This is a genomic window from Umezawaea endophytica (assembly GCF_025061645.1).
Taxonomy (GTDB): Bacteria; Actinomycetota; Actinomycetes; order Mycobacteriales; family Pseudonocardiaceae; genus Umezawaea; species Umezawaea endophytica.
Window position 1 is genome coordinate 110,318 of record NZ_JANYMP010000006.1, and the last position, 21,511, is coordinate 131,828.

20 protein-coding genes are annotated in these 21,511 nt (G+C 72.0%); 10 read left to right on the top strand and 10 right to left on the bottom strand.

From position 1 onward, the window contains the following. Position 1 precedes the first annotated feature (1 nt). The 3 genes from NZH93_RS14985 to NZH93_RS14995 are packed head-to-tail and all read left to right on the top strand — an operon-like array spanning position 2 to position 3,091. Complete coding sequence (locus tag NZH93_RS14985) at positions 2 to 1,126, top strand: Glu/Leu/Phe/Val family dehydrogenase (RefSeq protein WP_259623671.1); 1,125 nt, start codon at positions 2 to 4, stop codon at positions 1,124 to 1,126. Then, positions 1,123 to 2,208, top strand: coding sequence for a CaiB/BaiF CoA transferase family protein (locus NZH93_RS14990; RefSeq protein WP_259623672.1), 1,086 nt, complete (start codon positions 1,123 to 1,125; stop codon positions 2,206 to 2,208). The genes NZH93_RS14985 and NZH93_RS14990 overlap by 4 nt, the downstream gene beginning before the upstream one ends. 55 nt (positions 2,209 to 2,263) lie before the next feature. After that, positions 2,264 to 3,091: a S1 family peptidase gene (locus NZH93_RS14995; protein ID WP_259623673.1), complete on the top strand. Its 828-nt coding sequence runs from the start codon at positions 2,264 to 2,266 to the stop codon at positions 3,089 to 3,091. On the opposite strand, the gene NZH93_RS15000 is transcribed toward NZH93_RS14995, so the two are convergent. Then, positions 3,088 to 4,350, bottom strand: a complete 1,263-nt coding sequence (locus NZH93_RS15000; RefSeq protein ID WP_259623674.1) for a phosphoinositide-specific phospholipase C-related protein — start codon at positions 4,348 to 4,350, stop codon at positions 3,088 to 3,090. The genes NZH93_RS14995 and NZH93_RS15000 overlap by 4 nt on opposite strands. 116 nt (positions 4,351 to 4,466) lie before the next feature. Between NZH93_RS15000 and NZH93_RS15005 the strand changes: the two genes are divergently transcribed. Further along, on the top strand, positions 4,467 to 4,889 hold the full coding sequence (locus tag NZH93_RS15005; protein WP_259623675.1) for a CoA-binding protein: 423 nt from the start codon (positions 4,467 to 4,469) through the stop codon (positions 4,887 to 4,889). Here NZH93_RS15005 and NZH93_RS15010 read toward each other — a convergent pair. Genes NZH93_RS15010 through NZH93_RS15020 form a run of 3 tightly spaced genes read right to left on the bottom strand, consistent with a single transcriptional unit; the run spans position 4,886 to position 5,747 of the window. After that, positions 4,886 to 5,275 (bottom strand): RidA family protein, encoded by a 390-nt coding sequence (locus NZH93_RS15010; RefSeq protein ID WP_259623676.1) that lies wholly within the window; start codon positions 5,273 to 5,275, stop codon positions 4,886 to 4,888. The genes NZH93_RS15005 and NZH93_RS15010 overlap by 4 nt on opposite strands. 21 nt (positions 5,276 to 5,296) lie before the next feature. Beyond that, complete coding sequence (locus tag NZH93_RS15015; protein WP_259623677.1) at positions 5,297 to 5,521, bottom strand: HC3 family zinc finger protein; 225 nt, start codon at positions 5,519 to 5,521, stop codon at positions 5,297 to 5,299. 22 nt (positions 5,522 to 5,543) lie between these two features. Continuing rightward, positions 5,544 to 5,747, bottom strand: a complete 204-nt coding sequence (locus tag NZH93_RS15020; protein WP_259623678.1) for a hypothetical protein — start codon at positions 5,745 to 5,747, stop codon at positions 5,544 to 5,546. Positions 5,748 to 6,063: 316 nt separating this feature from the next. On the opposite strand from NZH93_RS15020, the gene NZH93_RS15025 reads away from it, so the two are divergent. Next, positions 6,064 to 6,897: a helix-turn-helix domain-containing protein gene (locus NZH93_RS15025; protein WP_259623679.1), complete on the top strand. Its 834-nt coding sequence runs from the start codon at positions 6,064 to 6,066 to the stop codon at positions 6,895 to 6,897. An 11-nt stretch (positions 6,898 to 6,908) separates the two neighbouring features. Further along, positions 6,909 to 7,088, top strand: a complete 180-nt coding sequence (locus tag NZH93_RS15030) for a DUF397 domain-containing protein (protein ID WP_259623680.1) — start codon at positions 6,909 to 6,911, stop codon at positions 7,086 to 7,088. A 61-nt stretch (positions 7,089 to 7,149) separates the two neighbouring features. Here the strand turns inward: NZH93_RS15030 and NZH93_RS15035 are convergent, their stop codons facing one another. Next, a complete protein-coding gene (locus NZH93_RS15035; protein ID WP_259623681.1) occupies positions 7,150 to 7,521 on the bottom strand; it encodes a PH domain-containing protein in 372 nt (123 codons plus the stop codon). A 163-nt stretch (positions 7,522 to 7,684) separates the two neighbouring features. On the opposite strand from NZH93_RS15035, the gene NZH93_RS15040 reads away from it, so the two are divergent. Beyond that, complete coding sequence (locus NZH93_RS15040) at positions 7,685 to 8,488, top strand: alpha/beta fold hydrolase (protein WP_259623682.1); 804 nt, start codon at positions 7,685 to 7,687, stop codon at positions 8,486 to 8,488. Here NZH93_RS15040 and NZH93_RS15045 read toward each other — a convergent pair. Next, positions 8,485 to 10,461, bottom strand: coding sequence for an APC family permease (locus NZH93_RS15045; RefSeq protein WP_259623683.1), 1,977 nt, complete (start codon positions 10,459 to 10,461; stop codon positions 8,485 to 8,487). The genes NZH93_RS15040 and NZH93_RS15045 overlap by 4 nt on opposite strands. A 177-nt stretch (positions 10,462 to 10,638) precedes the next feature. Here NZH93_RS15045 and NZH93_RS15050 point away from each other — a divergent pair, with 177 nt between their 5' ends. Then, complete coding sequence (locus NZH93_RS15050) at positions 10,639 to 11,985, top strand: pyridoxal phosphate-dependent decarboxylase family protein (protein ID WP_259623684.1); 1,347 nt, start codon at positions 10,639 to 10,641, stop codon at positions 11,983 to 11,985. A gap of 3 nt (positions 11,986 to 11,988) precedes the next feature. Here NZH93_RS15050 and NZH93_RS15055 read toward each other — a convergent pair whose 3' ends face one another. Together NZH93_RS15055 and NZH93_RS15060 are read right to left on the bottom strand one after the other, a co-directional pair. Further along, positions 11,989 to 12,726 carry a methyltransferase domain-containing protein gene (locus NZH93_RS15055; RefSeq protein WP_259623685.1) on the bottom strand — a complete coding sequence of 246 codons (738 nt, stop codon included), beginning with the start codon at positions 12,724 to 12,726 and terminating at the stop codon, positions 11,989 to 11,991. 52 nt (positions 12,727 to 12,778) lie between these two features. Then, a complete protein-coding gene (locus tag NZH93_RS15060) occupies positions 12,779 to 13,375 on the bottom strand; it encodes a phosphoribosylanthranilate isomerase (RefSeq protein ID WP_259623686.1) in 597 nt (198 codons plus the stop codon). A gap of 132 nt (positions 13,376 to 13,507) precedes the next feature. Here NZH93_RS15060 and NZH93_RS15065 point away from each other — a divergent pair, with 132 nt between their 5' ends. Then, positions 13,508 to 14,152 carry a hypothetical protein gene (locus NZH93_RS15065; protein WP_259623687.1) on the top strand — a complete coding sequence of 215 codons (645 nt, stop codon included), beginning with the start codon at positions 13,508 to 13,510 and terminating at the stop codon, positions 14,150 to 14,152. Continuing rightward, the gene (locus NZH93_RS15070; RefSeq protein WP_259623688.1) at positions 14,152 to 15,516 is read left to right on the top strand and encodes a trypsin-like peptidase domain-containing protein; all 1,365 of its coding nucleotides are present in this window, start codon (positions 14,152 to 14,154) and stop codon (positions 15,514 to 15,516) included. Before NZH93_RS15065 ends, NZH93_RS15070 begins: the two co-directional genes overlap by 1 nt. Positions 15,517 to 15,812: 296 nt before the next feature. Here NZH93_RS15070 and NZH93_RS15075 read toward each other — a convergent pair whose 3' ends face one another. Together NZH93_RS15075 and NZH93_RS15080 are read right to left on the bottom strand one after the other, a co-directional pair. Next, positions 15,813 to 16,658, bottom strand: a complete 846-nt coding sequence (locus tag NZH93_RS15075; protein WP_259623689.1) for a hypothetical protein — start codon at positions 16,656 to 16,658, stop codon at positions 15,813 to 15,815. Between the two features lie 15 nt (positions 16,659 to 16,673). Further along, on the bottom strand, positions 16,674 to 21,143 hold the full coding sequence (locus NZH93_RS15080) for a serine/threonine-protein kinase (RefSeq protein ID WP_259623690.1): 4,470 nt from the start codon (positions 21,141 to 21,143) through the stop codon (positions 16,674 to 16,676). Positions 21,144 to 21,511 lie beyond the last annotated feature (368 nt).

Below are 21,511 nucleotides of genomic sequence, written 5' to 3' on the forward strand. Positions count from 1 at the left end.
GATGACCGACGTGCTGCAACTCATGGACGAGTGGGGACCGGAGAAGGTCGTCGCGGTCTCCGACCGCCGCTCCGGGATGAAGGGCGTGCTGGTCATCGACAACACCGCCCGCGGCATGGGCAAGGGCGGCACCCGGATGGGCCCGGACGTGACGACCGGCGAGGTCGCCCGGCTGGCGCGGGTGATGACGTGGAAGTGGGCCGCGGTCGACCTGTTCTTCGGCGGCGCCAAGGCGGGGATCAAGTTCGACCCCGCGTCGCCGGGCAAGGAGGGCGCGCTGCGGGCGTTCGCGCGCGCCCTGTCCAACGAGGTGCCCGGCGAGTACGTGCTGGGCCTGGACGTCGGGCTGAACGAGCGGGACGCGGCGATCGTGCAGGACGAGCTGGGCGACCGCGGCGCGATGATGGGCGCGCCCGCCGCGCTGGGCGGACTGCCTTACGACGAGCTGGGCGTGACCGGGTTCGGCGTGGCCGAGGTGGCCGACGAGCTGTCGGAGTCGTTGCGCGGCAAGCGGGTCGCGATCCAGGGGTTCGGCGCGGTCGGCGCGGCGGCGGCGAAGCGGTTCGCCGAGCTGGGGGCACTCGTGGTGGCGGTGTCGTCGGTGCACGGCGCCCTGCACGACCCGGACGGGCTCGACGTGCCGCGGCTGCTGGCGCTGCGGGAGGAGCTGGGCGACGCGGCCGTCGGCGAGTACGGGCGCGTGCTGCCGCTGGGCAAGGAGCTGCTGGCGCCGTGCGACGTGCTGGTGCCCGCCGCGACGCAGGACGTGATCGACAAGGACTGGGCAGGGCGGATCACCGCCGGGATGGTGGTGGAGGGCGCGAACCTGCCGACCACGGCCGCCGCGCAGGAGGTGCTGGCGGCTCGGGGGATCACGGTCGTGCCGGACTTCATCGCCAACGCGGGCGGGATCATCGCCGCCGCGTTCGGGATGGACGCGCGCTACTCGCCGTTCCCCGTCGCGCCGTCGACCGTGATGACCGCCGTCTCGTCGAAGCTGCGGGCGAACGCCGCGCTCGTGGTGCGCGAGTCGGCCCGGCTCGGCGTGACCACGCACCACGCCGCCCGCGCGCTGGCGCAGGACCGGGTGCTGGCCGCGATGCGGCTCAAGGGGCAGGTGACGTGAGCGCGCTCGGCGGGCTGGTCGTCGCCGACTTCGGCCGGGTGCTGGCCGCTCCGTACGCCACGATGCTGCTCGCCGACCTGGGCGCCGAGGTGGTCAAGGTCGAGCACCCGCGCGGCGACGAGACGCGCGCCTGGGGTCCGCCGCACGCGGGCGGGGTGGCCACGTACTTCCTGTCGGTGAACCGGAACAAGACGTCCACCGTGCTGGACCTGTCCACTGTGGAGGGCAAGTCGGCTGCGCGGGAGCTGGTGCTCGGCGCGGACGTCGTGGTGGAGAACTTCCGGCCGGGCACGATGGCCCGGTTCGGACTGTCCTACGAGGACCTGCGGACCGTCCACCCCGGACTGGTCTACTGCTCGGTCACCGGCTTCGGCGCGGGCCGGGGCCGCGACCTGCCGGGTTACGACCTGCTCGCGCAGGCCGTCGGCGGGCTGATGAGCGTGACCGGCGCGCGGCCGGGCGAGCCGGTGAAGACGGGTGTGGCGCTGGTGGACGTGCTGACCGGGGTGCACGCGGCGGTGGGGGTCCTGGCCGCGCTGCGGCACCGCGACGCCACCGGCGAGGGCCAGCTCGTCGAGGTGGACCTGCTGTCGGTGCTGCTGTCGTCGATGGTCAACCAGAGCGCCGGGTACACGGCGGCGGGCGTCGTGCCGGGGATCATGGGCAACCGGCACCCGTCGATCGCGCCGTACGAGCTGGTGGAGACCGCGGACCGGCCGATGGTGCTGGCGGTGGGCAACGACCGGCAGTTCGCCCGGCTCTGCGCGGCGCTCGACGTGCCCGCGCTGGCGGCGGACCCCCGGTTCGCGGCGAACACCGACCGGGTCGCGCACGTGGACGAGCTGATGGCGCTGCTGGGGCCGCGGCTCCGCACCGGCACCGCGCGGCACTGGTTCGACACCCTCACGCCGCTGGGCGTCCCGTGCGGCCCGGTGAACGACCTGGCCGGGGCGTTTGACCTCGCCGCGGGGCTCGGTCTGGAGCCCGTGGTGTCGGTGGACGGGCTCGACCTGGTGGCGAACCCGATCAGGCTGTCCCGCACGCCCGCGACCTACCGGTCACCGCCACCCCCGCTGGGCTAACTCGATCGGGGGAAGGAAGTCGTGGGGAGCGGGCCGGTCCTGGTTTGATCCAGCCATGATCAAGCGCTCGCTCGCCGCCGTGATCGGCACCGCACTGGTCCTGATCGCGCCCGTCGCGCCCGCGGGCGCGGTGACGGGCGTGGACTTCACCGGGATCGTGGCGCTGAGCGGCTGCTCGGGAGCGGTGGTGCGGACGCCGACGGCGAAGCCGACCGACACGGCGCTGGTCATGTCCAACGGGCACTGCGTGAAGCTGATGGCGGCGGGCGAGGTGGTCGTGGGGCAGCCGAGCGAGAAGACGTTCACGCTGCTCGACTCCACCGGCGGGTCGACGCTGGGGACGCTGCGGGCGAAGTCCGTCGCGTACGCCACGATGACGACCACCGACGTGGCGTTCTTCCGGCTCGACCAGACCTACGCGGACGTGGAGGCGCTGGGTTCCAGGGCGTTGGAGCTCTCGCCCCGGCGGCCTGCCACGGGCGCGGACATCCGCGTCGTGTCCGGGTACTGGAAGCGGCTGTACTCCTGCGGGCTGGACGGGTTCGCGCACGAGCTGCGCGAGGGCGCGTGGACGTGGCGCGACTCGATCCGGTACACCGCGCCGTGCGACACGATCGGCGGCACGTCCGGCTCGCCGATCGTCGACGCCGGGACCGGCAAGGTCGTCGGCGTCAACAACACGGTGAACGAGAACGGCAAGCGCTGCACCCAGAACAACCCGTGCGAGGTCGACGAGGCGGGCGCGGTCACCGTGCGGCGCGGCATCGGCTACGGGCAGCAGACGCACCTCGCCGTGGCGTGCATCGGCGCGGACAGCGCGTTCACGCTGTCCGCGCCGGGCTGCGCGCTGCCCAAGCCGTCGGGCCTGGCCCTGCTGGGCTAGTAGCGGTAGGTGTTGAGGGTGTCGACCGCCGCCCTCGGGTTGCCGAGGTGGTAGTGGTCAACGGCGAGGAACGTCGGCTTCTTGCGGGCCGCGGGCTCGCAGAAGCGCTGGGCGCGGTTGGTCAGCTTGGTGTTGTCGTCGGTGACCGTGCCGGTCATCGGGACGTCCCGGAAGTGGTTCATCACGAACAGCCTGCGGAACCCGCCTTCGGTGCGGGACAGCGGGATGTCGTTCCAGCGGCTGTAGCAGGACCAGTCGGACGCGCCGACGCCCGCGCCCATGGACCAGTAGTTCTCCACGGTCCAGTCGCGCTGGTACTGCACGCCGGAGCTCTCCCGGCCGTCCGCGCCGTGGTCGGTGAAGATCAGCAGCCGCTGGTTGCGGGCCCGCAGGTCGGCCATCGTCGGCCAGCCGTTCTGCCGCACCCCGGTCTGGTCCGGCCGGAACAGCACGTTCTGGAGCCCGTTGACGCGCGCCAGTTCGGCGCGCAGCACGTCGGCGGAGACGTAGTCCTCCAGGAAGACGGTGACGAACTCGTTCCTGTTGGCGTTGAGGAAGTCCACGATCCGCTGGACGTCGACCCACAGCGCGACCGGCTTGCTGACGAGGCTGCAACTGTTGTGGCACAGGATCGCGCCGTCGGAGGTCTGGTGGATGTCCAGCATGAACCCGCGCACGCCGTCGTTGAGCTGCTGGGTGATCCCGCGCGCCTGGTTGGGGAACAGGTTCACGAACGGGGGCGCGAAGCCGCCGTCCACGCCGTTCGCGTAGGCGTTGTGGGACGTCAGGAACGTGACCTGGTCGAGCGTCCGCTCACCGTCCGGCAGCGCGGGCTGCCGGTTCGGCGTCACGGGCGTCAGGTACCACTGGTCGCCGCCCGCGCCGATCGCCAACGGGGTGGCGGGCTTGAGGTAGCGGTCCGCGCCGGGCACCTTGAACCGCAGCAGGTCGCCGTCGGAGCTGATCTCCCAGCGGGTGTCCGCGCTGTCGCAGGCCTGCATCGCGGCCTGGTCGCCGGACCGGCCGAGGCACCGGCCGCCCTCTTCGAGGCGTCCGTCGGAGCGCAGGTTCCACTGCTGGTGGTCCTCGTTGCCCTTCGGGCGGTGCTGGTCGACGGTGTTGCCGGTGACCGCGGCGTTCAGGCCGGTCGCGACGCTCTGGAGGTAGAACTGGCCCGGCGCGGGGACGTCGGCCCTGGCGGTCGGCACGACCAGTCCGGCCAGCAGGGCGGCGACGACGGCTGAGCGGATGGCGCGCATCAAGTGTCCTCTCGGATCCTCCGCGGCGGGCGGATGGGCCCAGGATCACGGACGCGCGACGGATGCGAAAGTGTTTCATTAAATGTTCATACTCGGCCGGGACGTACGATCGGTGGATGACGAACGAGCCGTGGGGCGATCGGGACACCATCCGCGAAGTGCTCGCGAAGTGCGACACCTGGGCCATCGTCGGGCTGGGCGACAACCCGTCGCGCGCCGCCTACGGGGTGGCGAAGTTCCTCCAGCAGCACGGGAAGCGGATCGTGCCGGTGCACCCGAGCGCGGCCACCGTGCACGGCGAGCAGGGCTACGCGTCACTCGCGGACATCCCGTTCCCGGTCGACTGCGTGGACGTGTTCCGCCGTTCGGCCGACGCGGGCGCGGTCGCCGACGAAGCCGTCGCGATCGGCGCGAAGGCCGTGTGGTTCCAGCTCGACGTGGTCGACGAACCCGCGTTCGACCGGACCCGCGAGGCGGGGCTGTCCATGGTCATGGACCGCTGCCCCGCCATCGAGTGGTCGGCCAACGGACCGCGCTAGCTGTGGCGCCTGCGGGCCGTGACCTCGATCTCGATCCGCATGCGGGGGTCGGCGAGCCCCACGGACATCATCGTGGCCGCGGGCCGGACGTCGGCGAAGGTCCTGCGCAGCGCGGGCCAGCACGGTTCGAAGTCGGCCGGATCCGGGACCAGGTAGCGGACCCGGACCACGTCGGCGAACGAACAGCCCGCCTCGGTCAGGGCCGCGCCGATGTTCGCCAGGCACTGCTCCACCTGCTCGACCACGTCGTCGGAGATCGTCATCGTGGCGTAGTCGAACCCGGTCGTACCGGACACGAACACCCAGTCACCGTCCACTACGGCACGCGCGTACCCGATCGACTCCTCGAACGTGGACCCGGACAGGACGGCTCGGCGGTCTCCCATGCGGGGAGCGTAGTTGCCGCCCTACCGGTGGAACACAAGACGTTTCGGCAGGCCTTCGCGGTCGCGCCACGCCGCCTCACAGGCCGTGCACGTCGGCCAGCACCACGCCGTCTTGGAACCACGATCACGCGGCACCACGATCTCCACCCCGCACAAGGTCGCCCCGTCGTCACGGGCCACCAGGTCATCCGGGATCGCGTGCCTGCGCCCCTCGTGCGGAAACCACCGGAACGGCCGGGTCCCCATCAGTCCTCACCACACACGACCGTCATCGCCCCAACCCTCCGCACAAACCCGCCGCCCGCCGATCGCACAGTTCGCCGATCTCCCGCGCGATCCCCGCCAACTCCCACAGCCGAGCAGCCGCCACGACCGGATCGGGCTTGTTCCCCAGCAGTCCGGTGAACGCGAAAGCGAGCCTGCTCAAGCACTCCCGCACGTCGTCCAAGTCGTCCACTCCCGGCGCAGTCATGGCACGTCGGGAGCGAGCACTTCCACAGCCGCTCCGCACCCCGACTCCCATCTGGTCGAGCGGAAGGACTTCGGGGCGCGGCGGGCGCACTTAGCGCTGCGGACACGTCGCGCGCACTGGTGCCTGCCCGCCGCGCATGTCCGGCCGTCGGGAACGGACGGTGGCGCGGAGTCGAAGCATCCGGGCACGGATGCCTCCTCTCGAGTGTGGTTCGTGGTTCGTGGTTCGACACCAGACTCAGTGGTCACGAACCATTGTGCAAGGCACCGATCGAGGGACAGACGAACACCAATGGGTACGCCGTAGGCTGTGGTTCGTGACCGACACCGCTGGTACCCCCAGGACGAGGGCGCTGGCGTCCGCCATCCGGCAGGTTCTGGACGACTCGGAGCCGAGCCTCCGGACGATCGCCAAGGGCATGGGCATCAGCCACACGACGCTGTCCCAGTGGGCGCACGCGAAGCGCGTCCCCAAGGCCGAGGACGTCGCCACCCTGCTCGGCGCGCTCGGTGTCACCGGCGCCGAGCGGAACCGCATCCTGGAGTTGGCGCACAACGCCAGCGACCCGAACTGGCTGACCACTGGCATCCCCGGCATCTCTCAGCAGTTGGCGGGCGTCATGGAGTGCGAGCGCACCGCGAAGACCATCATCGACTGGTCACCGGCACTGATGCCCGGCCTGCTCCAGACCGGCGGATACGCGCGGCTGGTTCTCGGCGGTGGCCCGGCAACCCCGGCAGACCTGGAAACGCGCATCACCCTGCGGGTGGGTCGGGCCGAAGCGATTCACCGCGTCGACCCCGTGCACCTGATCGCCCTGATCGGCGAGGCCGCCGTCAAGAACCCCATCGGGTCAGATGACGAGCACCAGCACCAACTGCACCACCTCCTGAAGATGGCTGGACTACCCAACGTCTCCATCCGCTTGGTGCCGTCCGGGATCGGCTGGCATCCCGGTCTCATGGGCCCGTTCATCAAGTTCGACTTCCCACAAGATCCCGCCATTGTTCATCTTGAGCACCACCGGAGCGGGGTGTTCCTGTACGACGAGGCCGATGTCGAGGCCTACGCGGTCGCCGCGGACCAGATCCGCGCGTTGGCGTTGAGCGAGGAGGACACGGCCTCGACCATCGCCAAGTTGGTCAACTGATTGGAGTGGAGATGCCCATTCGCTGGAAGAAGTCCAGCCGGAGCGGGCAGGAGTCGAGCTGCGTGGAGTTGGCGCACACCGGAGACGCGGTGCGCGACAGCAAGAATCCCGCGGGACCGATCCTGCGGTTCGACCCGGCCCGGCTCGCCGCGTTCGTGGACTCGGCGAGGCACGGCCGGTTCGACGGCTGACGAACGTGTTGGAGGCCGCGTCCAGGAGTGGTGGGCGCGGCTTCCGGTCAGGCTCGACGGCCTAGCGGGTGATGTGCCACAGCACCACGTTGTGCACGTGGTGGGCCTTGTCCGAGCCGCGGAACTCGATCTCGTGCACGTGGGTGCCCGCCGTGACGGCGATGGACGACGTGCTGAAGAAGCTGCCGCCGAAGCTCTTGTTCGACACCACGGCGACGCTGCTGATCTTCGAGTACGGCACCGAGACCAGCGCGACCTTCTTCCCGATGAAGGACTTGTCCTGGATGATCACCCGCAGGTCGGTGATGCCGATGAACCCCGTGCCCGCGCCGATGGCGTCGTAGACCGCGATCACGCGCTCGCCGTCGAGCAGCCCGCTCACGATCTGGTCGTACTGCTCGCGCCGGTCGTAGACGGGACCGTTCTTCGCCATCGAACCCCCTCGCTCGGTGAACCTCCACGGTAGCCGCAACCGCGGCGGGCGTGCCGTGGACACCGGCGCGCGGGGCGTGCGGGAACCCGAACCCGGTGGCCCACCAGCACTTCCGGCCCGGTCGCGTTGACATCATCGTCAGTGCTGCCGTAAGCATTCGTGCATGCCGTCCGCGTCGCTCAACGGGATCACCCTCAACTACCAGGTCGTCGGAGACGGCGACCTCGTCGTGCTCGTGATGGGCACCGGGAGCCCCGGCGGCGTCTGGCGCGCGCACCAGGTGCCCGCGCTGGTCGCGGCGGGCTACCGGGTCGCGACGTTCGACAACCGCGGCATCCCGCCGACCGACGAGTGCGCGGGCGGGTTCACCGTCGACGACATGGTCGGCGACACGGCGGCGCTGATCGAGCACCTGGGCGGTGGCCGGGCGAGGGTGGCGGGCACGTCGCTCGGCGCGCGCGTGACGCAGGAGCTCGCGCTGGCCCGACCGGACCTGGTGTCGCACGCCGCGCTGCTGGCGACCTACGGCAGCCCGGACCCGGTGCGCAACTCGCTGTCGCTGGGGGAACGGGAACTGCACGACTCGGGCGTGAAGCTGCCCGCCAAGTTCCACGCGGCGTTCAGCGCGCTGCGCTACCTGTCGCCCGCGACGCTGGCCGACCCCAGGACGGCGAAGGACTGGCTGGAGCTGTTCGAGTACAGCGGCTCCTCCGTCGGCGCGGGCGTGCGGGCCCAGATGGCGCTCAACGACTTCACCGACCGGCTCGCGGAGTACCGCCGGATCACCGTGCCCTGCCTCGTGGTCGGGTTCACCGACGACCGCACGCTGCCGCCGCACCTGGCCCGCGAGGTCGCCGACGTCATCCCCGGCTCGCGGTACGCCGAGGTGGCCGACGCGGGCCACCTCGGTTACCTGGAGCAGCCCGCCGAGGTCAACCGGCTGCTGGTGGAGTTCTTCGCCTCCTAGCCGCCCACGTGGATGCCGGGGCGGCGGGCCGGGTCGTCGTCGCTCTGGCGCAGCACCTCGCGCACGACCGGCGCCGTGTCGCCGCGGCCGAGGATGAGGTAGCGGAACAGGTGGCCGAGCGGGCTGCCCTCCGACCACTCGAAGTAGCAGTGCGGCCGCACACCCGTGGTGTCGCGCAACGACAGCAGGATCGCCGCGATGGCGTTGGGCGCGGCCGGGCTGTGGGCGCGCAGGATCCGGTGGCCGCCGACCTCCACGCCCCGCACCCGGAGCACCTCGCTGAACCCCGACGGGTCGTCCACGTCGATCTCCAGGAACAGCACGTCCGCCCGGCCCGGCACCGGGTTCATCGACCGCTGCTCGGTCTCCTTCGCGTCGTACTCGGCCTTGTCACCGGCCTGCCTGCGGTTCGCGATCAGGTTCAGGGCGCCGTCGAACGCGATCGAGTCGGTGACGAACCGGCGCGCGGCCTCGTCGAACTCCAGCCGGTCGACCCGCAGCTCCGTCGTGCGCGACACCCGCGACACCAGTGACACGACCACGATGCCGAGGATGAACAGCCCGGAGATCGCGATGCCGTCCGGCTTCTCGCGGACGTTCTCCGCCAGCGCGTAGAGCAGCACGAGCGTCAAGGTGGTGAAGCCCGCGACGGCCCGCTTCTGCTTGCGCCGCAGCGCGGAGATGGTCACGGCGACCGCGCCGGACACCATCATCGCCAGGATGCCGGTCGCGTACGCACCGGCCTGGGCGTTGACGACCGCGCCGAACCCGATGGTGATCAGCACGCTGATCACCGTGTACACCAGCACGACCGGCCGGACGGCCCGGCCCCAGTCCGGCGCCATGCCGTAGGACGGCAGGTAGCGCGGCACGATGTTGATCAGGCCCGCCATCGCCGACGCGCCCGCGAACCACAGGATCAGGATGCTGCTGATGTCGTAGAGCGTGCCGAACGCGGTGCCGAGTTCCTGGTGTGCCAGGTAGGCGAGCGCGCGGCCGTTCGCCTCGCCGCCCTCCTGGAACGCCTCGGCGGGCACGAGCACGGTGGTGACGAAGCTGGTCGCGAGCAGGTAGACGGACATGATCAGCGCGGCGACGGTGAGCAGCTTGCGGGTGTTGCGGATCCGGCTCTCCAGGCGTTCCTCCGCCGTCTTCCCGTCCGCGGCGACCAGCGGCATCATGCTGACGCCGGTCTCGAACCCGGACAACCCCAGCACCAGCAGCGGGAACGCGAGGATCGCGGGCCCGACCACGTCCCCGAGGCCACCGCCCGCGGTGAGCGCGTCCAGCCAGCGCTGGACGGCGTCCGGCGAGCCCACCACGTCGACCAGGCCCGCGACGGCGACGATCGTGTTCAGCAGCAGGAACAGCCCCACCAGCGGGATGGCGACGCTGACGGCCTCGCTGAACCCCAGCAGGAACACCCCGCCGAGGATCAGCAGCAGCACCACCGTGATCAGCACCGCGTGCCCGTGCAGGAAGCCGGGCAGGAACGGGTTCTCCAGCATGTGCACGGTCGCGTCGGCGGAGGACAGGGTGATCGTGATGATCCACGACGTCGCCACGAACCCCAGCAGCACCAGGACGAAGACCTTGCCGCGCCAGAACGGCAGCAGGCTCTCCAGCATCGCCACCGACCCCTGGCCGTGCGGGCTCTCCTTCGCCACGCGGCGGTACATCGGGAGCATGCCCAGCAGCGTCAGCGCGACGATCAGCAGCGTCGCCAGCGGTGACAGCGCGCCCGCGGCGAGCGCGGCGATGCCGGGCAGGTACGACAGCGTCGAGAAGTAGTCGACCCCGGTCAGGCACATGACCTTCCACCACGACTGCGGCGTCGCGTGCGACTCGTCGCTCTCCGGTCCGACCGGCTGCACCCGGTTCGCCAGCAGCCACCGCGACAGCGGGCCGCCCGGCGGTTTCGGCCGGACCGGCGAGTCGACGCTCTCGGGAACGAGGAGTTCTGGCGTGCTCATGGTTCTCCTGCCACCTGACCGGATCGCGACGACGCCAGGATGCCCGACCCGATTCGTCGACGCTGGTCAGACCCCGTGAGAGACCGTTTTGTCCCACTGATCCGGTGAACCCCGGTGAGTCCACTTCCGCCGGATTGGCCCGCGACACGACCCCGTGACGGACCTATCGTCTGATCCGTGGAACCACTGCCCGAGGTGCTGGAGTCGACCCGCCGCTTCGCCGAACGAGCCCTCGCGGGCCTGGGCGACCGCCCCGTCGCCCACCCGCCGACCTCCTCGGCGTTCGCGCCGCTACCGGTGTCCGGCATCGGCTTCGACGCCGCGCTGGCCGAGTTCGCCCGCCGCTGGGAACCGGGTTTCTCCGGCAGCGCGGGTCCCCGCTACCTTGGTTTCGTCACCGGTGGCACCACTCCCGCCGCCCTCGCGGGTGACTGGTTGACCAGCACGTTCGACCAGAACGCCGTCGCGGGCGAATCCAGCGCGACCGACCTGGAGCGCGAGGCGGTCCGCTGGCTCGCCACCCTGTTCGGCCTGGGTCCCGAGCACACCGGAACGTTCGTCACCGGCGCCACGATGTCGAACTTCGTCGGCCTGGCCATCGCCCGCGAGTGGCTGGGCGAGTCGCGCGGCGTCTCCGTCGCCGCGTCCGGCGTGCAGGCACTGGGCCCGATCCACGTCCTGTCCGGCACACCCCACTCCACCGTCCACAAAGCCCTGTCGATGCTCGGCATCGGCCGCGACCAGCTCCGCTTGGTCCCGACGCTCCCCGGACGCGAAGCCGTGGACACCACCGAACTCCGCCGCGCACTGGAGTCGCTGGACGGTCCGGCCGTGGTCGTGGCCAACGCGGGCACCGTGAACACCACCGACTTCGACGACCTGCGCGCCATCGCCGCCCTCCGCACCGAGTTCCCGTTCTGGCTGCACGTCGACGCCGCCTTCGGCGGTTTCGCCGCCCTCTCCCCCGCACACGCCCACCTCGTGGACGGCCTGGCGGAGGCCGACTCGGTGTGCGTGGACCTGCACAAGTGGCTCAACGTCCCGTACGACGCGGCCGTCCAGTTCACCCGCCGCCAGGACCTCCAGGTCCGGATCTTCCAGAACACCGGCGCCTACCTACCCCCGCCCACGGAAACCCCCGACCTCCTCCACCTGACCCCGGAGTCGTCCCGCAGACTCCGCGCCCTACCGACCTGGTTCACCCTCACCGCCTACGGCGCCGAGGGCCACCGCGCCATCGTCGAACAGAACACCACCAACGCCCAGACCTTGGGCAACCTCCTCACCACCACCCCCGGCTTCCACCTCGTCGCCCCGGTACGCCTCAACGTCGTCTGCTTCACCCCGCCGGGCGACGGGGCGGCCGTGGCGCGGGCGATCACGGAGTCGGGCGAGACGTTCCTGACGCCGACGGTGTACCAGGGGGTTCCGGCGCTGCGGGCGGCGTTCAGCAACTGGCGCACGACACCGGCCGACGTGGAGCGGGTGTACCGGGCGATCGTGGAGGCGGCCGGGTCGGTGTAGCGGTCAGGCCCCCACGACCACCACGTACAACACCACGCTCGCCAGGAACGGACCCGTGGTCAACGCCGTCAGCCACTCCTCGGCTTCACCCCGCCCGATCCGCCCCGCCACCACGGCCCGCTCCGCGTTCCTCGTCAACCCGAGGATCCGATCAGCCTCGACGAACTCCCGGAACACCGGGACGCGAGCACCGACCGACCGGACCTCCAACCCCACCTCCGAGGCCAACCGGGCTAGCTGCCGCCCGACCACGGCGTTGCGGACGACGTCCGTGCGGACGAAACGGCTGAACGCGCGGCCCGTGTCGAGGGCGCCCGGGTCGACGGCAAGGGTTTCCCAGTCCGGTTCGGCGAGGGTCGCGTAGCCGCCGGGGCGGAGGACTCGGTGGAGTTCGGCGAGCGCCGCCGACGGGGACGTGACGTGTTGGAGGACGCGGTCGGTGCGGGCGCGGTCGATCGAGTTGTCGGGCAGGGGCAGGGCGTGGGCGTTGGCGGTCAGGACGCGGACGTTCGGCAGGTCCGCGGTGCGGCGGTGGGCTTCGGCAACCATCGTCGGGTCGTGGTCCACGCCGATGGCGGTGCCCGCCAGTGCCGCCAGGGCGGGGAGGTCGGTGCCTGGGCTGCAGCCGATGTCCAGCACGGTGTGGGCGCGGGTGGGGGCCAGGATGTCCAGCAGTGCGCGCTTGTAGTCGTTGCCCGCGCGGGACGCCGCCACGTCGTCCAGGTAGCCGATGTCTGCCATACGGTCAGCCAACCAGCGCGGTGTGGAGGACCTGTGGAGGAACTGCGCGGGTTCAGCGGCCGCGAGCCGCTGCCACGAAGTCGCGCATCAGGCCGTGGTCCTTCACGCCGCGGGACGATTCGATGCCGCTCGACACGTCGACCCCCCACGGCTGGGCGCGGGTGATGGTGTCGGCGACGTTGGCCACGTCCAGGCCGCCTGCCAGCAGCCACGGGCCGGTGGGGCGGGTGGCGAGGGTGTCCAGTTCCCAGCGGTGGCCGGAGCCGGGGATGGGGGAGTCGAGCAGCAGGTAGCGTTCGCCGTACGCGCCTACGCGCAGGTCGGTGTCGGCGCGCAACGCGGTGGCGCGCAGCAGGTCCACCGGCAGGTCGGCCAGTTCGGCGAACGCCTCGCGCGGGTAGTCGCCGTGCAGTTGGACAGCGCCGACGCCCGCCGCGACGGCCAGGTCCCCGGCGTCGGAGGCGGGGACGCCCGCGAACACGCCGACCGTCAGGACACCGGGTGGGACGGCCGCCACGAGCCGTTTCGCGGTGTCCAGGTCGACCTGGCGGGCGCTCGGCGTGAACACGAACCCGACCGCGTCGGCTCCCGCGTCGACGGCGACGGCGACATCGGCCTCGGTGCGCAGCCCGCACAGCTTCACGTACATGCCGACGACGCTACCCGGACCGCCCGGCCGCCACCCGCGGAACCTCGCGGCGCGCGGACATCGTTGCGGGAAACCGGAAACTTCCGGCCGACGGCGGCAGAGTCGCGACACCGCGCTCAATACGATGGCACGGTGAACGATTCGCCCGTGTTAGCCGGTAGATCCGCCGTCGCGGTGCTGTTCGCGGCCGCCGCCTGCGCTCTGGGGGTGGCGACGACGGCGACCGCGTCGGCGCTGTCCCAACCCGAACCGGAACGGTGCTGCGCCGCCGTTCCCACCGCGACCAGGGTCTCCGCGGCGCCGAGGACCCCGTCCACCCGACCCGCCGGGCCCCCGCTGTGCCTGATCGGCTCGTGGCGAGCGGTCGACGAGACCTTCATGATCAAGTTCTACACCGACCGACCGGCGATCCGGTTCACCAGCAAGGGCCGGGAGTTCCAGTTCCGCCCGGACGGGACCATGCTGGAGACGCAGGACAACGTCGTCATGACGGCGCCGTACGGGGACGTCGAGCTGCGCGTCGTCGGCAACGGCACGTCGGAGTTCCGCTGGACGGCCACGGGCGACGCGATCACCTACCTCGCCAGGACGAAGGTCGCCCACTCGTGGTCCTACTACGACCACCGCGGGTTGCTCGGCAAGCACGACGCCTACCTGGAACCGAACCTGAACGAGGTCGACGACTACGTCTGCTCCGGCGACACCATGCTGGAGACCAATCCGGACGGCTTCCGGTCCTCCTGGGTGCGGACCGACGCGTACGGGGTGTACCGCTGATGGCGCGCGCAGCGGCGCTGTGCGGGGTCGCCGCCGTCGCGTTGACCCTGGCGACGCCCACCGCGGCGGTGGCCCAGTCCGACGAGCACGCCACCGCGGTGGCACGGGCGGGCGTCGTACTCGTCACGGTGCACTGGCACGGCTGGGTGCGGGACAGGACGACCGGCGAGGTGTTCGGCGGTGTGGACGGCTACGACGTCGAGACGGCCTGCGGCGGGATCGTGGTGAACCCGGACGGCTACGTGGTGACCGCGAGCCGCTGCGTCCACACCGGACCCGAGGGCGGGGCGGGGGCGCTGTTCGAGGCGGCCGTCGCCGACCTCGACGCCGTGGGCCGCGCGGGCGATCCCGCCGGTGCCAGGAAGGCGATGGCCGACCGCGCGGTCGCGGAGGGCGCGGTCGCGGACCGGCCGGTGGAGCGGCGGATCCAGGTGGAGCGGATGGAGGTCGACGCGGGCGGGAAGCTCACGCGGGACGTCGCGCCCGCGACCGTCGTGGACCTGCTGGCTCCCACCGACGGCAACCTGGCCGTCCTCAAGGTGCCGCGCGACCACCTGCCGTCGCTGGAACTCCGGCCGGACCCCCCTCCGGTCGACATGCCGGTGCTGGCCATCGGCCACGTGGACCCGGTCGACCGCGACCTGGTGCCCAGCGGCAAGGGCGGCGGCGCGATCTCGGCCCACCGCACCGAGGGCGGTCGGCGGTTCTACGACTTCACCGCCTCGACGGGCCGGATGATCGGCGGGCCGCTCGTTGACCAGCGGGGCCGCGTCGTGGGCGTCGTCACGTCCAACGCCGTCGCGACCTCGACCTCGACGCTGGTGGACCTGTTGCGCACCAAGGGGATCACCGCCACCAGCGGACCGCAGGACCGCAACTTCCGGACCGGGCTGGACCTGTACTTCGACGACGACCCCGACGCCGCGGTGGAGTACTTCGACGCCGTGCTGGCCGCCGTGCCCGGTCACCGGTTGGCCGCGGAGTACCGGGGGCTGGCCGTCGAACAGGGCGGGACCGCCGGTGGCGGCCCCGCCCTCCCCCTCGTGCTCGCGGTGCTGGGCTGGAGCCTGGCGACCGCCGTGGGGGTCGCCCTCCTCCTGGTCCGGCGCTCGCACCGCCCGGTGTCCACAGTGGATGGTCCGCTACCAGTTGGACTCGGCGTGGATCCAGAGCCCGACGGCGATGGCGATGCCGACCAGGCTGAGCGGCGAGAACGCGCCCTCGGCGTTGACGACGCCGATGATCAGGCTCAGCACGGCGGTGCTGACGTAGAGCCGGGGGCCCCAGCGCCGGGTGGCCCACGCCCCGCCGAGCGCGACGAGGGCGACGGCGCTCATGATGGTCGTGAAGATCATCGCGCGTAGTTCCATGTCGTCGTACCGCGAGCCGTGGTCGGACCAGTCGGCCCAACCGACGATGCCGAGCACCAGCCCGAACGTGTTGGCCAGCGTCAGGAAGGACAGCAGGACGATGATGCCCGCGGACTTCTTGGCTCGGGGGTCCGACGTGGCGGCTGACTCGGAGGCGTGTGGCTGGATCATGGCTCGGCCCCTTCCGGAGAACGGCGCGGCACAGCACGGAAACGTCGTCCGGGCAGCGCGGAACGTCGTGGGTGGTGTGGGTTTCCCGACCGGTCCCGGTCGGTGGTGTGCCTCGAAGGCTAGGGAGCGACGGGGTGTCCCGACGAGGCCTGCGGGGGTGGAAGTTTCCGGTTCCTCGCGGCCCGCTCGACGTCGGCCAGGTCCCGCGCGGTGACCAGTCGCGTCTCCGCGGCCCGGCGGGCGACGGCGAACCGGATGTTCTGCAACCGCCCGGCGTGCTGGGCGAGGAACGGGTCGTCGCGGACGCCGAACGCGATGGCCGAGATGGTCCGGATGGCGTCGTCGACCCGTTGCGCCCGTTGCAGGTTCCACGCGTAGCCGTGCCACTCCAGCACGCGTTCGTAGATCTCCCGGTTCGACGGCGGGCGCGGGTAGTCGTCCTTGCCGACCAGCCACGGCTCGGTCAGCGCCAGCGCGACGAACCAGTCCCGGCCGCGCGGGACCAGCCCCGGCCCGGTCCTCGTCTCCTCGCCCTCACCGGAAACCCTTGGCGCGCCCGCGTTCCCCGCGCGGTCGTGGTCGACGTCGACGCTGATCAGCAGGTCGGCCAGCCCGCCGTCCTCGGCGATCCGGCCGCGCAGCAGCGCGAGCTGGTTCTCCCCCTCGTCCAGCAGCGCCGACACCGACCGGGTCATGATCACCCGCCGCGCGCCGCCCGGCGCGTCGAACAGGCCGGAGAGCTGCGCCTCCCCCGCGCCGAGCCAGGTCAGCGTCACGGTGTCCGCGCCGACCACCAGTTCGCCGACGAGCCGCGACACGTGCGGCGCGCAGCCCGGCAACGTCAGCGCGGAGCGGCCGGGACCGGCTTCGAGCGCGAAGTGCGGCGCCCGCCCGAACAACAGCGACTCACCCGAGCGCAGCACGACGGAAGCCACCCCGGTACCCCGGACGACGACCCTCGGCATCGGCTGCTCCCCCGCTCAGCTCGGGCAGTTCGGCGGGTCGCCGCGGTCCGGTCCGAGAGCGCGCCACTCGTCGGCCAGCGTGTCGCGGTCGAGCACGCCGCACACCACTCGGACGGCCTCGTCCGGCACGAGGTTCCAGAGGCGGACCGTGCCGTCCGCGCTGGAACTGGCGATCCGGTCGCCGTCGGGGTCGAACACCACCTCGTTGAGGTCGTCCTCGTGCCGGTCGAGCCGTGCCAGCGGCTGCCCGGTCACCACGTCCCACAGCCGCAGCACGGTGTCCTGGCTGGCCGTCGCGATGGCCCGCCCGTCCGGGCTGAACGCGACCGCGCGCGGCGGCGAGTCGCTGCCGGTCAGCTCGCCGGTCTGCTGCCCGTCGCCCATCCGCCACAGCCGCACCAGCCGGTCGGTCCCGACCGTCGCCAGCGTCGCGCCGTCCGGGCTGAACGCCGCGCCGAGCGCGATCCCGTCGTGCCCGTCCAGGATCGTGAACGCGGCGCCGGGGTCGACCAGGTTCCACAGCGCGACCTTGCCCCCCGACAGCGGGAGCGCGACCGTGCGCCCGTCCGGGCTGAACGCGACCCCGGTGGGGTAGTTGGTCACCGTGTTGTCCGGCCGCTCGTTGCGGGCCTCCTCCCGCGTCGGCCGCCGGTGCGCCACGGTCAGGTCGGACACCTTGAGCACCAGCGCCTCGTCGTGGTCCTCGGTCGACTCCACGGGTGACGAGCCCGCGACGGCGAGCAACGCGCCGTCCGGGCTGAACGCGACCTCCTTCAGCTCCGTGCCGGGGCGGACGTACCGCCTGACCTCCGCGCCGGTCTCCACGTTCCACACGATCAGCGTCCCGTCCTTCGCCGAGGACACCAGTTCCCGGCCGTCGGGGCTGAACTCCACGTCCATCACCGAGTCCGCGTGACCTGCCAGGCTCCGCACGAAGTCGCCGGTGGCGGCGTTCCACAACCGCACGGCGCCGCCGCCGTCACCCATGGCGAGGAGGTCGCCGCCGTGCTGGAACGCCGTCCCGGTGATCGCGTTCTCCCGCCCGCCCAGCACGTTCCGCGCGTGCGACCACGTCCGCACCTGGCCCGCCGTGTCGCCCGCGACCAGCGTGTGCCCGTCGGCGGCCACCGCCAGCCCCACCACGGTCGTCGACCCGGTCGCGTACCGCACCATCTGGGTGCCGGTGACCGGGTTCCACACCGCGAAGCTCGTGGCGACGCCGCCGCTCAGCAGCACGGTGCTCTTCGCGTTGTACGCCAACGTGTTGACCGGCCCGTCGGCGGTCAGGGTCTTGGTCGTGGTCCACGACCCGGTGTCCCACCACCGCACCGTCGAGTCGTTGCCCGCCGTGGCCAGTGTGGCGTGCACCGGGTCGAACGCCAGCGCGAGGACCTCGTCGGTGTGGCCGGTGAGGGTCGCGACCAGCGCGCCGTCGGCGACCCGGTGCACCAGGACGTCCTTCCCGGCCGCCGTCGCGATCAGCGAGGCGTCCGGGCTGAACGCCATCGCGATGGTGACGCCGATCGGGAACCGGCCGACCTCGGCGAAGGTCGTGGTGTCGACGACGGTGATCGCGCTGCCGATGTTCAGCGCGATGGTCCGGCCGTCCGGCGCGAAGGCGAAGTCGATGGCGGCCACCGGAACGGTCGCGATCAGCTCGCGGTCCGGCACGCTCCACAGTTCGACCTTCTTGCCCGTGATGTCCGCGGCGGCGGCCACCAGGCCGTCGGACCGGATCGCCACGGTGCGGTACCAGCCGTCGCCGTCGGCCAGCACGGCCAACTCCTTGCGGGTCGCCACGTCCCACACCCGCAGCGACCCGTCCCTCCCCCCGGTCACCGCGGTCTTGCCGTCGCCGGTCACCGCCACGCCGGTCACCGCCGCCGTGTGGCCCGCCAACCTGCCCCGGAAGCTGTCGGAGCCGACCTGGAGGACGGCGCTGCGCCCCTCGACGGTCTGGCTCGCCTGCCACGCGCCGAGCGCGGCCAGCGCCGCCCTCCGGCCGTCGATCCCCTTGGCCAGCGCGGATTCCGCGGCGAGCTGGCGGGACAGGTTCTGCTGCTTGCCCACGTCGGCGCGGTCCCGTTCGGCGCGCGCGGTCTGGCCGAACTGGTAGGCCACGACCCCGGCGACGCCCGCGACCACCAGCAGCAGGCTCAGCGCCACGACCAGTCCGCGCAACCGGTTGGTGCGCCGCCGCGCGGCGACCTGGCCCGCGTGCTCGGCCTCGTTCGACCGGTCCAGGAACTCCCGTTCGACGGGCTGGAGCCGAACCCGGTCGGCCGCCGAGGTCAGCCACGACGTCAACGCCGCCAGCCGCACGCCCCGGTAGAGGTCGTCCGGCTGCCGACCGGACTCCTCCCACACCCGGACCGAGTCGGTGAACCTGCGGTGCTGCACCAGTCCCGCGCGGTCCTCGTCGATCCAGTCGCGCAGCCGCGGCCACGCCGTCACCAGCGCCTCGTGGCTCAGCCGCGCGCCGGTCCCGTCGACGGTGACCAGCCTGGCGGCGATCAGCTCGTCCACGATGCCCTGCTGCTCGCCGGACCCGCTGATCTCGCGCGGGTCGACGCGCCTGCGGGAGACCGCGCCGTCGTCGGACACGGTCACCAGCCGCAGCAGGATCGTGCGCAGCGTCCGCCGGTCGGACTCCGGCAGCCGGTCGTGGATCTCCTCCGCCGTGCGGGAAACAGCGCCGTCGATGCCACCGGCCCTGCGGTACGCGGCCAGCGTCAGCACGTCGCCGTCGCGGTAGTTCCACGACTCGCGCAGCGCGTGCGCGAGCCTGGGCAGCGCGCCGGGGTCGTAGCCGATCTCGCCGCGGACACCGAGGTCGGCGATCAGTCGTTCCGGCAGACCGGGTTCGATGTCGATGCCGGAATCCCGTGCGGGGCTGACGATCGCCTGCCGCAGTTCGGTCGCGTCCATCGCGCCCAGCAGCACGGGGGCGTTCAGCGCGGGCAGCAGCGGCGCGAGGTCGATGCACCGGTCGACCAGGTCGGCGCGCACGGCCAGGACGACCAGCGCCGGGCGCGCGTTCGCCAGCGCCGTCGCGAACGCCAGCCGCTCCGCCTCGGGGACGCCGTGGGTGAACAGCTCCTCGAACTGGTCGACCACGATCACCGGGCGCACGCCGTCACCGACGCCGAGCGCCCGCGCGCAGACGGACCCGAACTCCGCGGGCTTCTCCCGGATCACCCGGTCCCACTCCGCGGCCACGAGGTCGCCGTGCGCGGCGAGCGCCGTGGCGAGGGTGGCGATCGGCTGGTTGCCCGGCGCGACGACGATCTGTGGCCAGTCGCCCTGCCCCGGCCCGTCGCCGAGCGCCAGCGCGGGCAGCAGGCCCGCGTGCAGCACCGACGACTTGCCCGCGCCGGACGCGCCCACGAGCACCACGGGTTCGCCGCCGTCGAGCTGTTCGGCCAGGCGCACCAGCAGGTCCGTGACGACGTGGTCGCGGCCGTGGAACAGGTCGACGTCCTCCTGGTCGAACCCGCTCAGGCCGGGGTACGGGCACGTCGGCGGCTTGCCGAGCGGGACGACCAGTGTCGGTCGGGTGCGCACGGTCGTCGACCGCACGATCGCCCGGACCAGCCTGCCCTGGTCCCGGCCGCTCGACGGGCCGGGCGCGGTGTGCGCGGCGGCCCGCACGGTGATCCCGGAGTACGCGGCCGATTCCGCCGCCGTCACCAGCGAGGTCGACGACTCGAACCGGCGGGTGGGGGACTTCGCCATGCCGCGCAGCACCACGGCGTCCAGCGCGGGCGTGATGGTCGGGATGAACACCGACGGCGACGGCGGCGGCTGGAGCAGGTGCGCCGCGACCTTCGCGGCCGTGTCGCCGACCGGGTAGGGCAGCCGCCCGGTCAGGCACTCGAACAGCACGCACGCCAACGAGTACTGGTCGGCCCGCCCGTCGACCGGGCCGCCGGACAGGCGTTCCGGCGCCATGTAGTCCCACGACCCGATCAGGTCGCCGGACGCGGTCAGCACCGTCGCCTCCGACGACGTCTCCCGCGCGATGCCGAAGTCGGCCAGGTAGGCGTGCCCGTCGGGGTCGATCAGGATGTTCGACGGCTTCACGTCCCGGTGCACCAGACCGCTCGCGTGCGCGGCGTCCAGCGCGTCCGCCACCTGCGCGAGGATCTTGATGGCCCGGTCCTGGTCCACCGCGCCCGACCCGATCGCGCGCCGCAGGTCCACGCCCTCGACCAGCATCATGTCGAGGTAGAGCTGCCCGTCGATCTCCCCGAACGCGTTGACCGGGATGACGTTCGGGTGCCGCAGCCCCGCCACGATCCGCGACTCCCGCTGGAACCGCGCCCGGTAGTCGCGATCGGCGACCGACAACCGCTTCAACGCCACGACCCGGTCGTTCACCGTGTCGTACGCGCGGTGGACGACCCCCATCCCGCCCTGCCCGAGCAGGTCGCGAACCCGGTACGGCCCGAAGTCGGGTAACCCGCCCGGCTCCCCCTCGACCATCATCCACCCCTACACCCGGCCGGAAAAGCTGATCACCGCTCAGTATTCACCCCGACCACGACCGGCGAACCCCCTATGCGCCAAGACGTCCACACCCGATCAGCCGAACCACCGCCCCCGAGCCCGTATCCGCTGGTCACCGAATACCCACCCCACGCCGCACCTCCGCATAGCGAATGCGATACCGATCCCCCGTCCTCAGAGGACTCGCCCATTCGCACACCACCCACCCGCGCACGACCGCTTTCCCCACCCGGACACCGCCACGGCGCAAATATGAAGGTCAACATCTCCGGTCGCGGCGAAAACCACGGCGACACCACGGGCGAACGCGGAGAACGTGCTGCGAGAACCCCACCCCATTCCCC

Bases quoted from the DNA above. Each gene is read 5' to 3' on its own strand.
- NZH93_RS14985 (WP_259623671.1), top strand. From the start codon at position 2: ATGACCGACGTGCTGCAACTCATGGACGAGTGGGGACCGGAGAAGGTC.
- NZH93_RS14995 (WP_259623673.1), top strand. From the start codon at position 2,264: ATGATCAAGCGCTCGCTCGCCGCCGTGATCGGCACCGCACTGGTCCTG.
- NZH93_RS15000 (WP_259623674.1), bottom strand. From the start codon at position 4,350: ATGCGCGCCATCCGCTCAGCCGTCGTCGCCGCCCTGCTGGCCGGACTG.
- NZH93_RS15005 (WP_259623675.1), top strand. From the start codon at position 4,467: ATGACGAACGAGCCGTGGGGCGATCGGGACACCATCCGCGAAGTGCTC.
- NZH93_RS15010 (WP_259623676.1), bottom strand. From the start codon at position 5,275: ATGGGAGACCGCCGAGCCGTCCTGTCCGGGTCCACGTTCGAGGAGTCG.
- NZH93_RS15015 (WP_259623677.1), bottom strand. From the start codon at position 5,521: ATGGGGACCCGGCCGTTCCGGTGGTTTCCGCACGAGGGGCGCAGGCAC.
- NZH93_RS15020 (WP_259623678.1), bottom strand. From the start codon at position 5,747: ATGACTGCGCCGGGAGTGGACGACTTGGACGACGTGCGGGAGTGCTTG.
- NZH93_RS15030 (WP_259623680.1), top strand. From the start codon at position 6,909: ATGCCCATTCGCTGGAAGAAGTCCAGCCGGAGCGGGCAGGAGTCGAGC.
- NZH93_RS15035 (WP_259623681.1), bottom strand. From the start codon at position 7,521: ATGGCGAAGAACGGTCCCGTCTACGACCGGCGCGAGCAGTACGACCAG.
- NZH93_RS15040 (WP_259623682.1), top strand. From the start codon at position 7,685: ATGCCGTCCGCGTCGCTCAACGGGATCACCCTCAACTACCAGGTCGTC.
- NZH93_RS15045 (WP_259623683.1), bottom strand. From the start codon at position 10,461: ATGAGCACGCCAGAACTCCTCGTTCCCGAGAGCGTCGACTCGCCGGTC.
- NZH93_RS15055 (WP_259623685.1), bottom strand. From the start codon at position 12,726: ATGGCAGACATCGGCTACCTGGACGACGTGGCGGCGTCCCGCGCGGGC.
- NZH93_RS15060 (WP_259623686.1), bottom strand. From the start codon at position 13,375: ATGTACGTGAAGCTGTGCGGGCTGCGCACCGAGGCCGATGTCGCCGTC.
- NZH93_RS15070 (WP_259623688.1), top strand. From the start codon at position 14,152: ATGGCGCGCGCAGCGGCGCTGTGCGGGGTCGCCGCCGTCGCGTTGACC.
- NZH93_RS15075 (WP_259623689.1), bottom strand. From the start codon at position 16,658: ATGCCGAGGGTCGTCGTCCGGGGTACCGGGGTGGCTTCCGTCGTGCTG.
- NZH93_RS15080 (WP_259623690.1), bottom strand. From the start codon at position 21,143: ATGGTCGAGGGGGAGCCGGGCGGGTTACCCGACTTCGGGCCGTACCGG.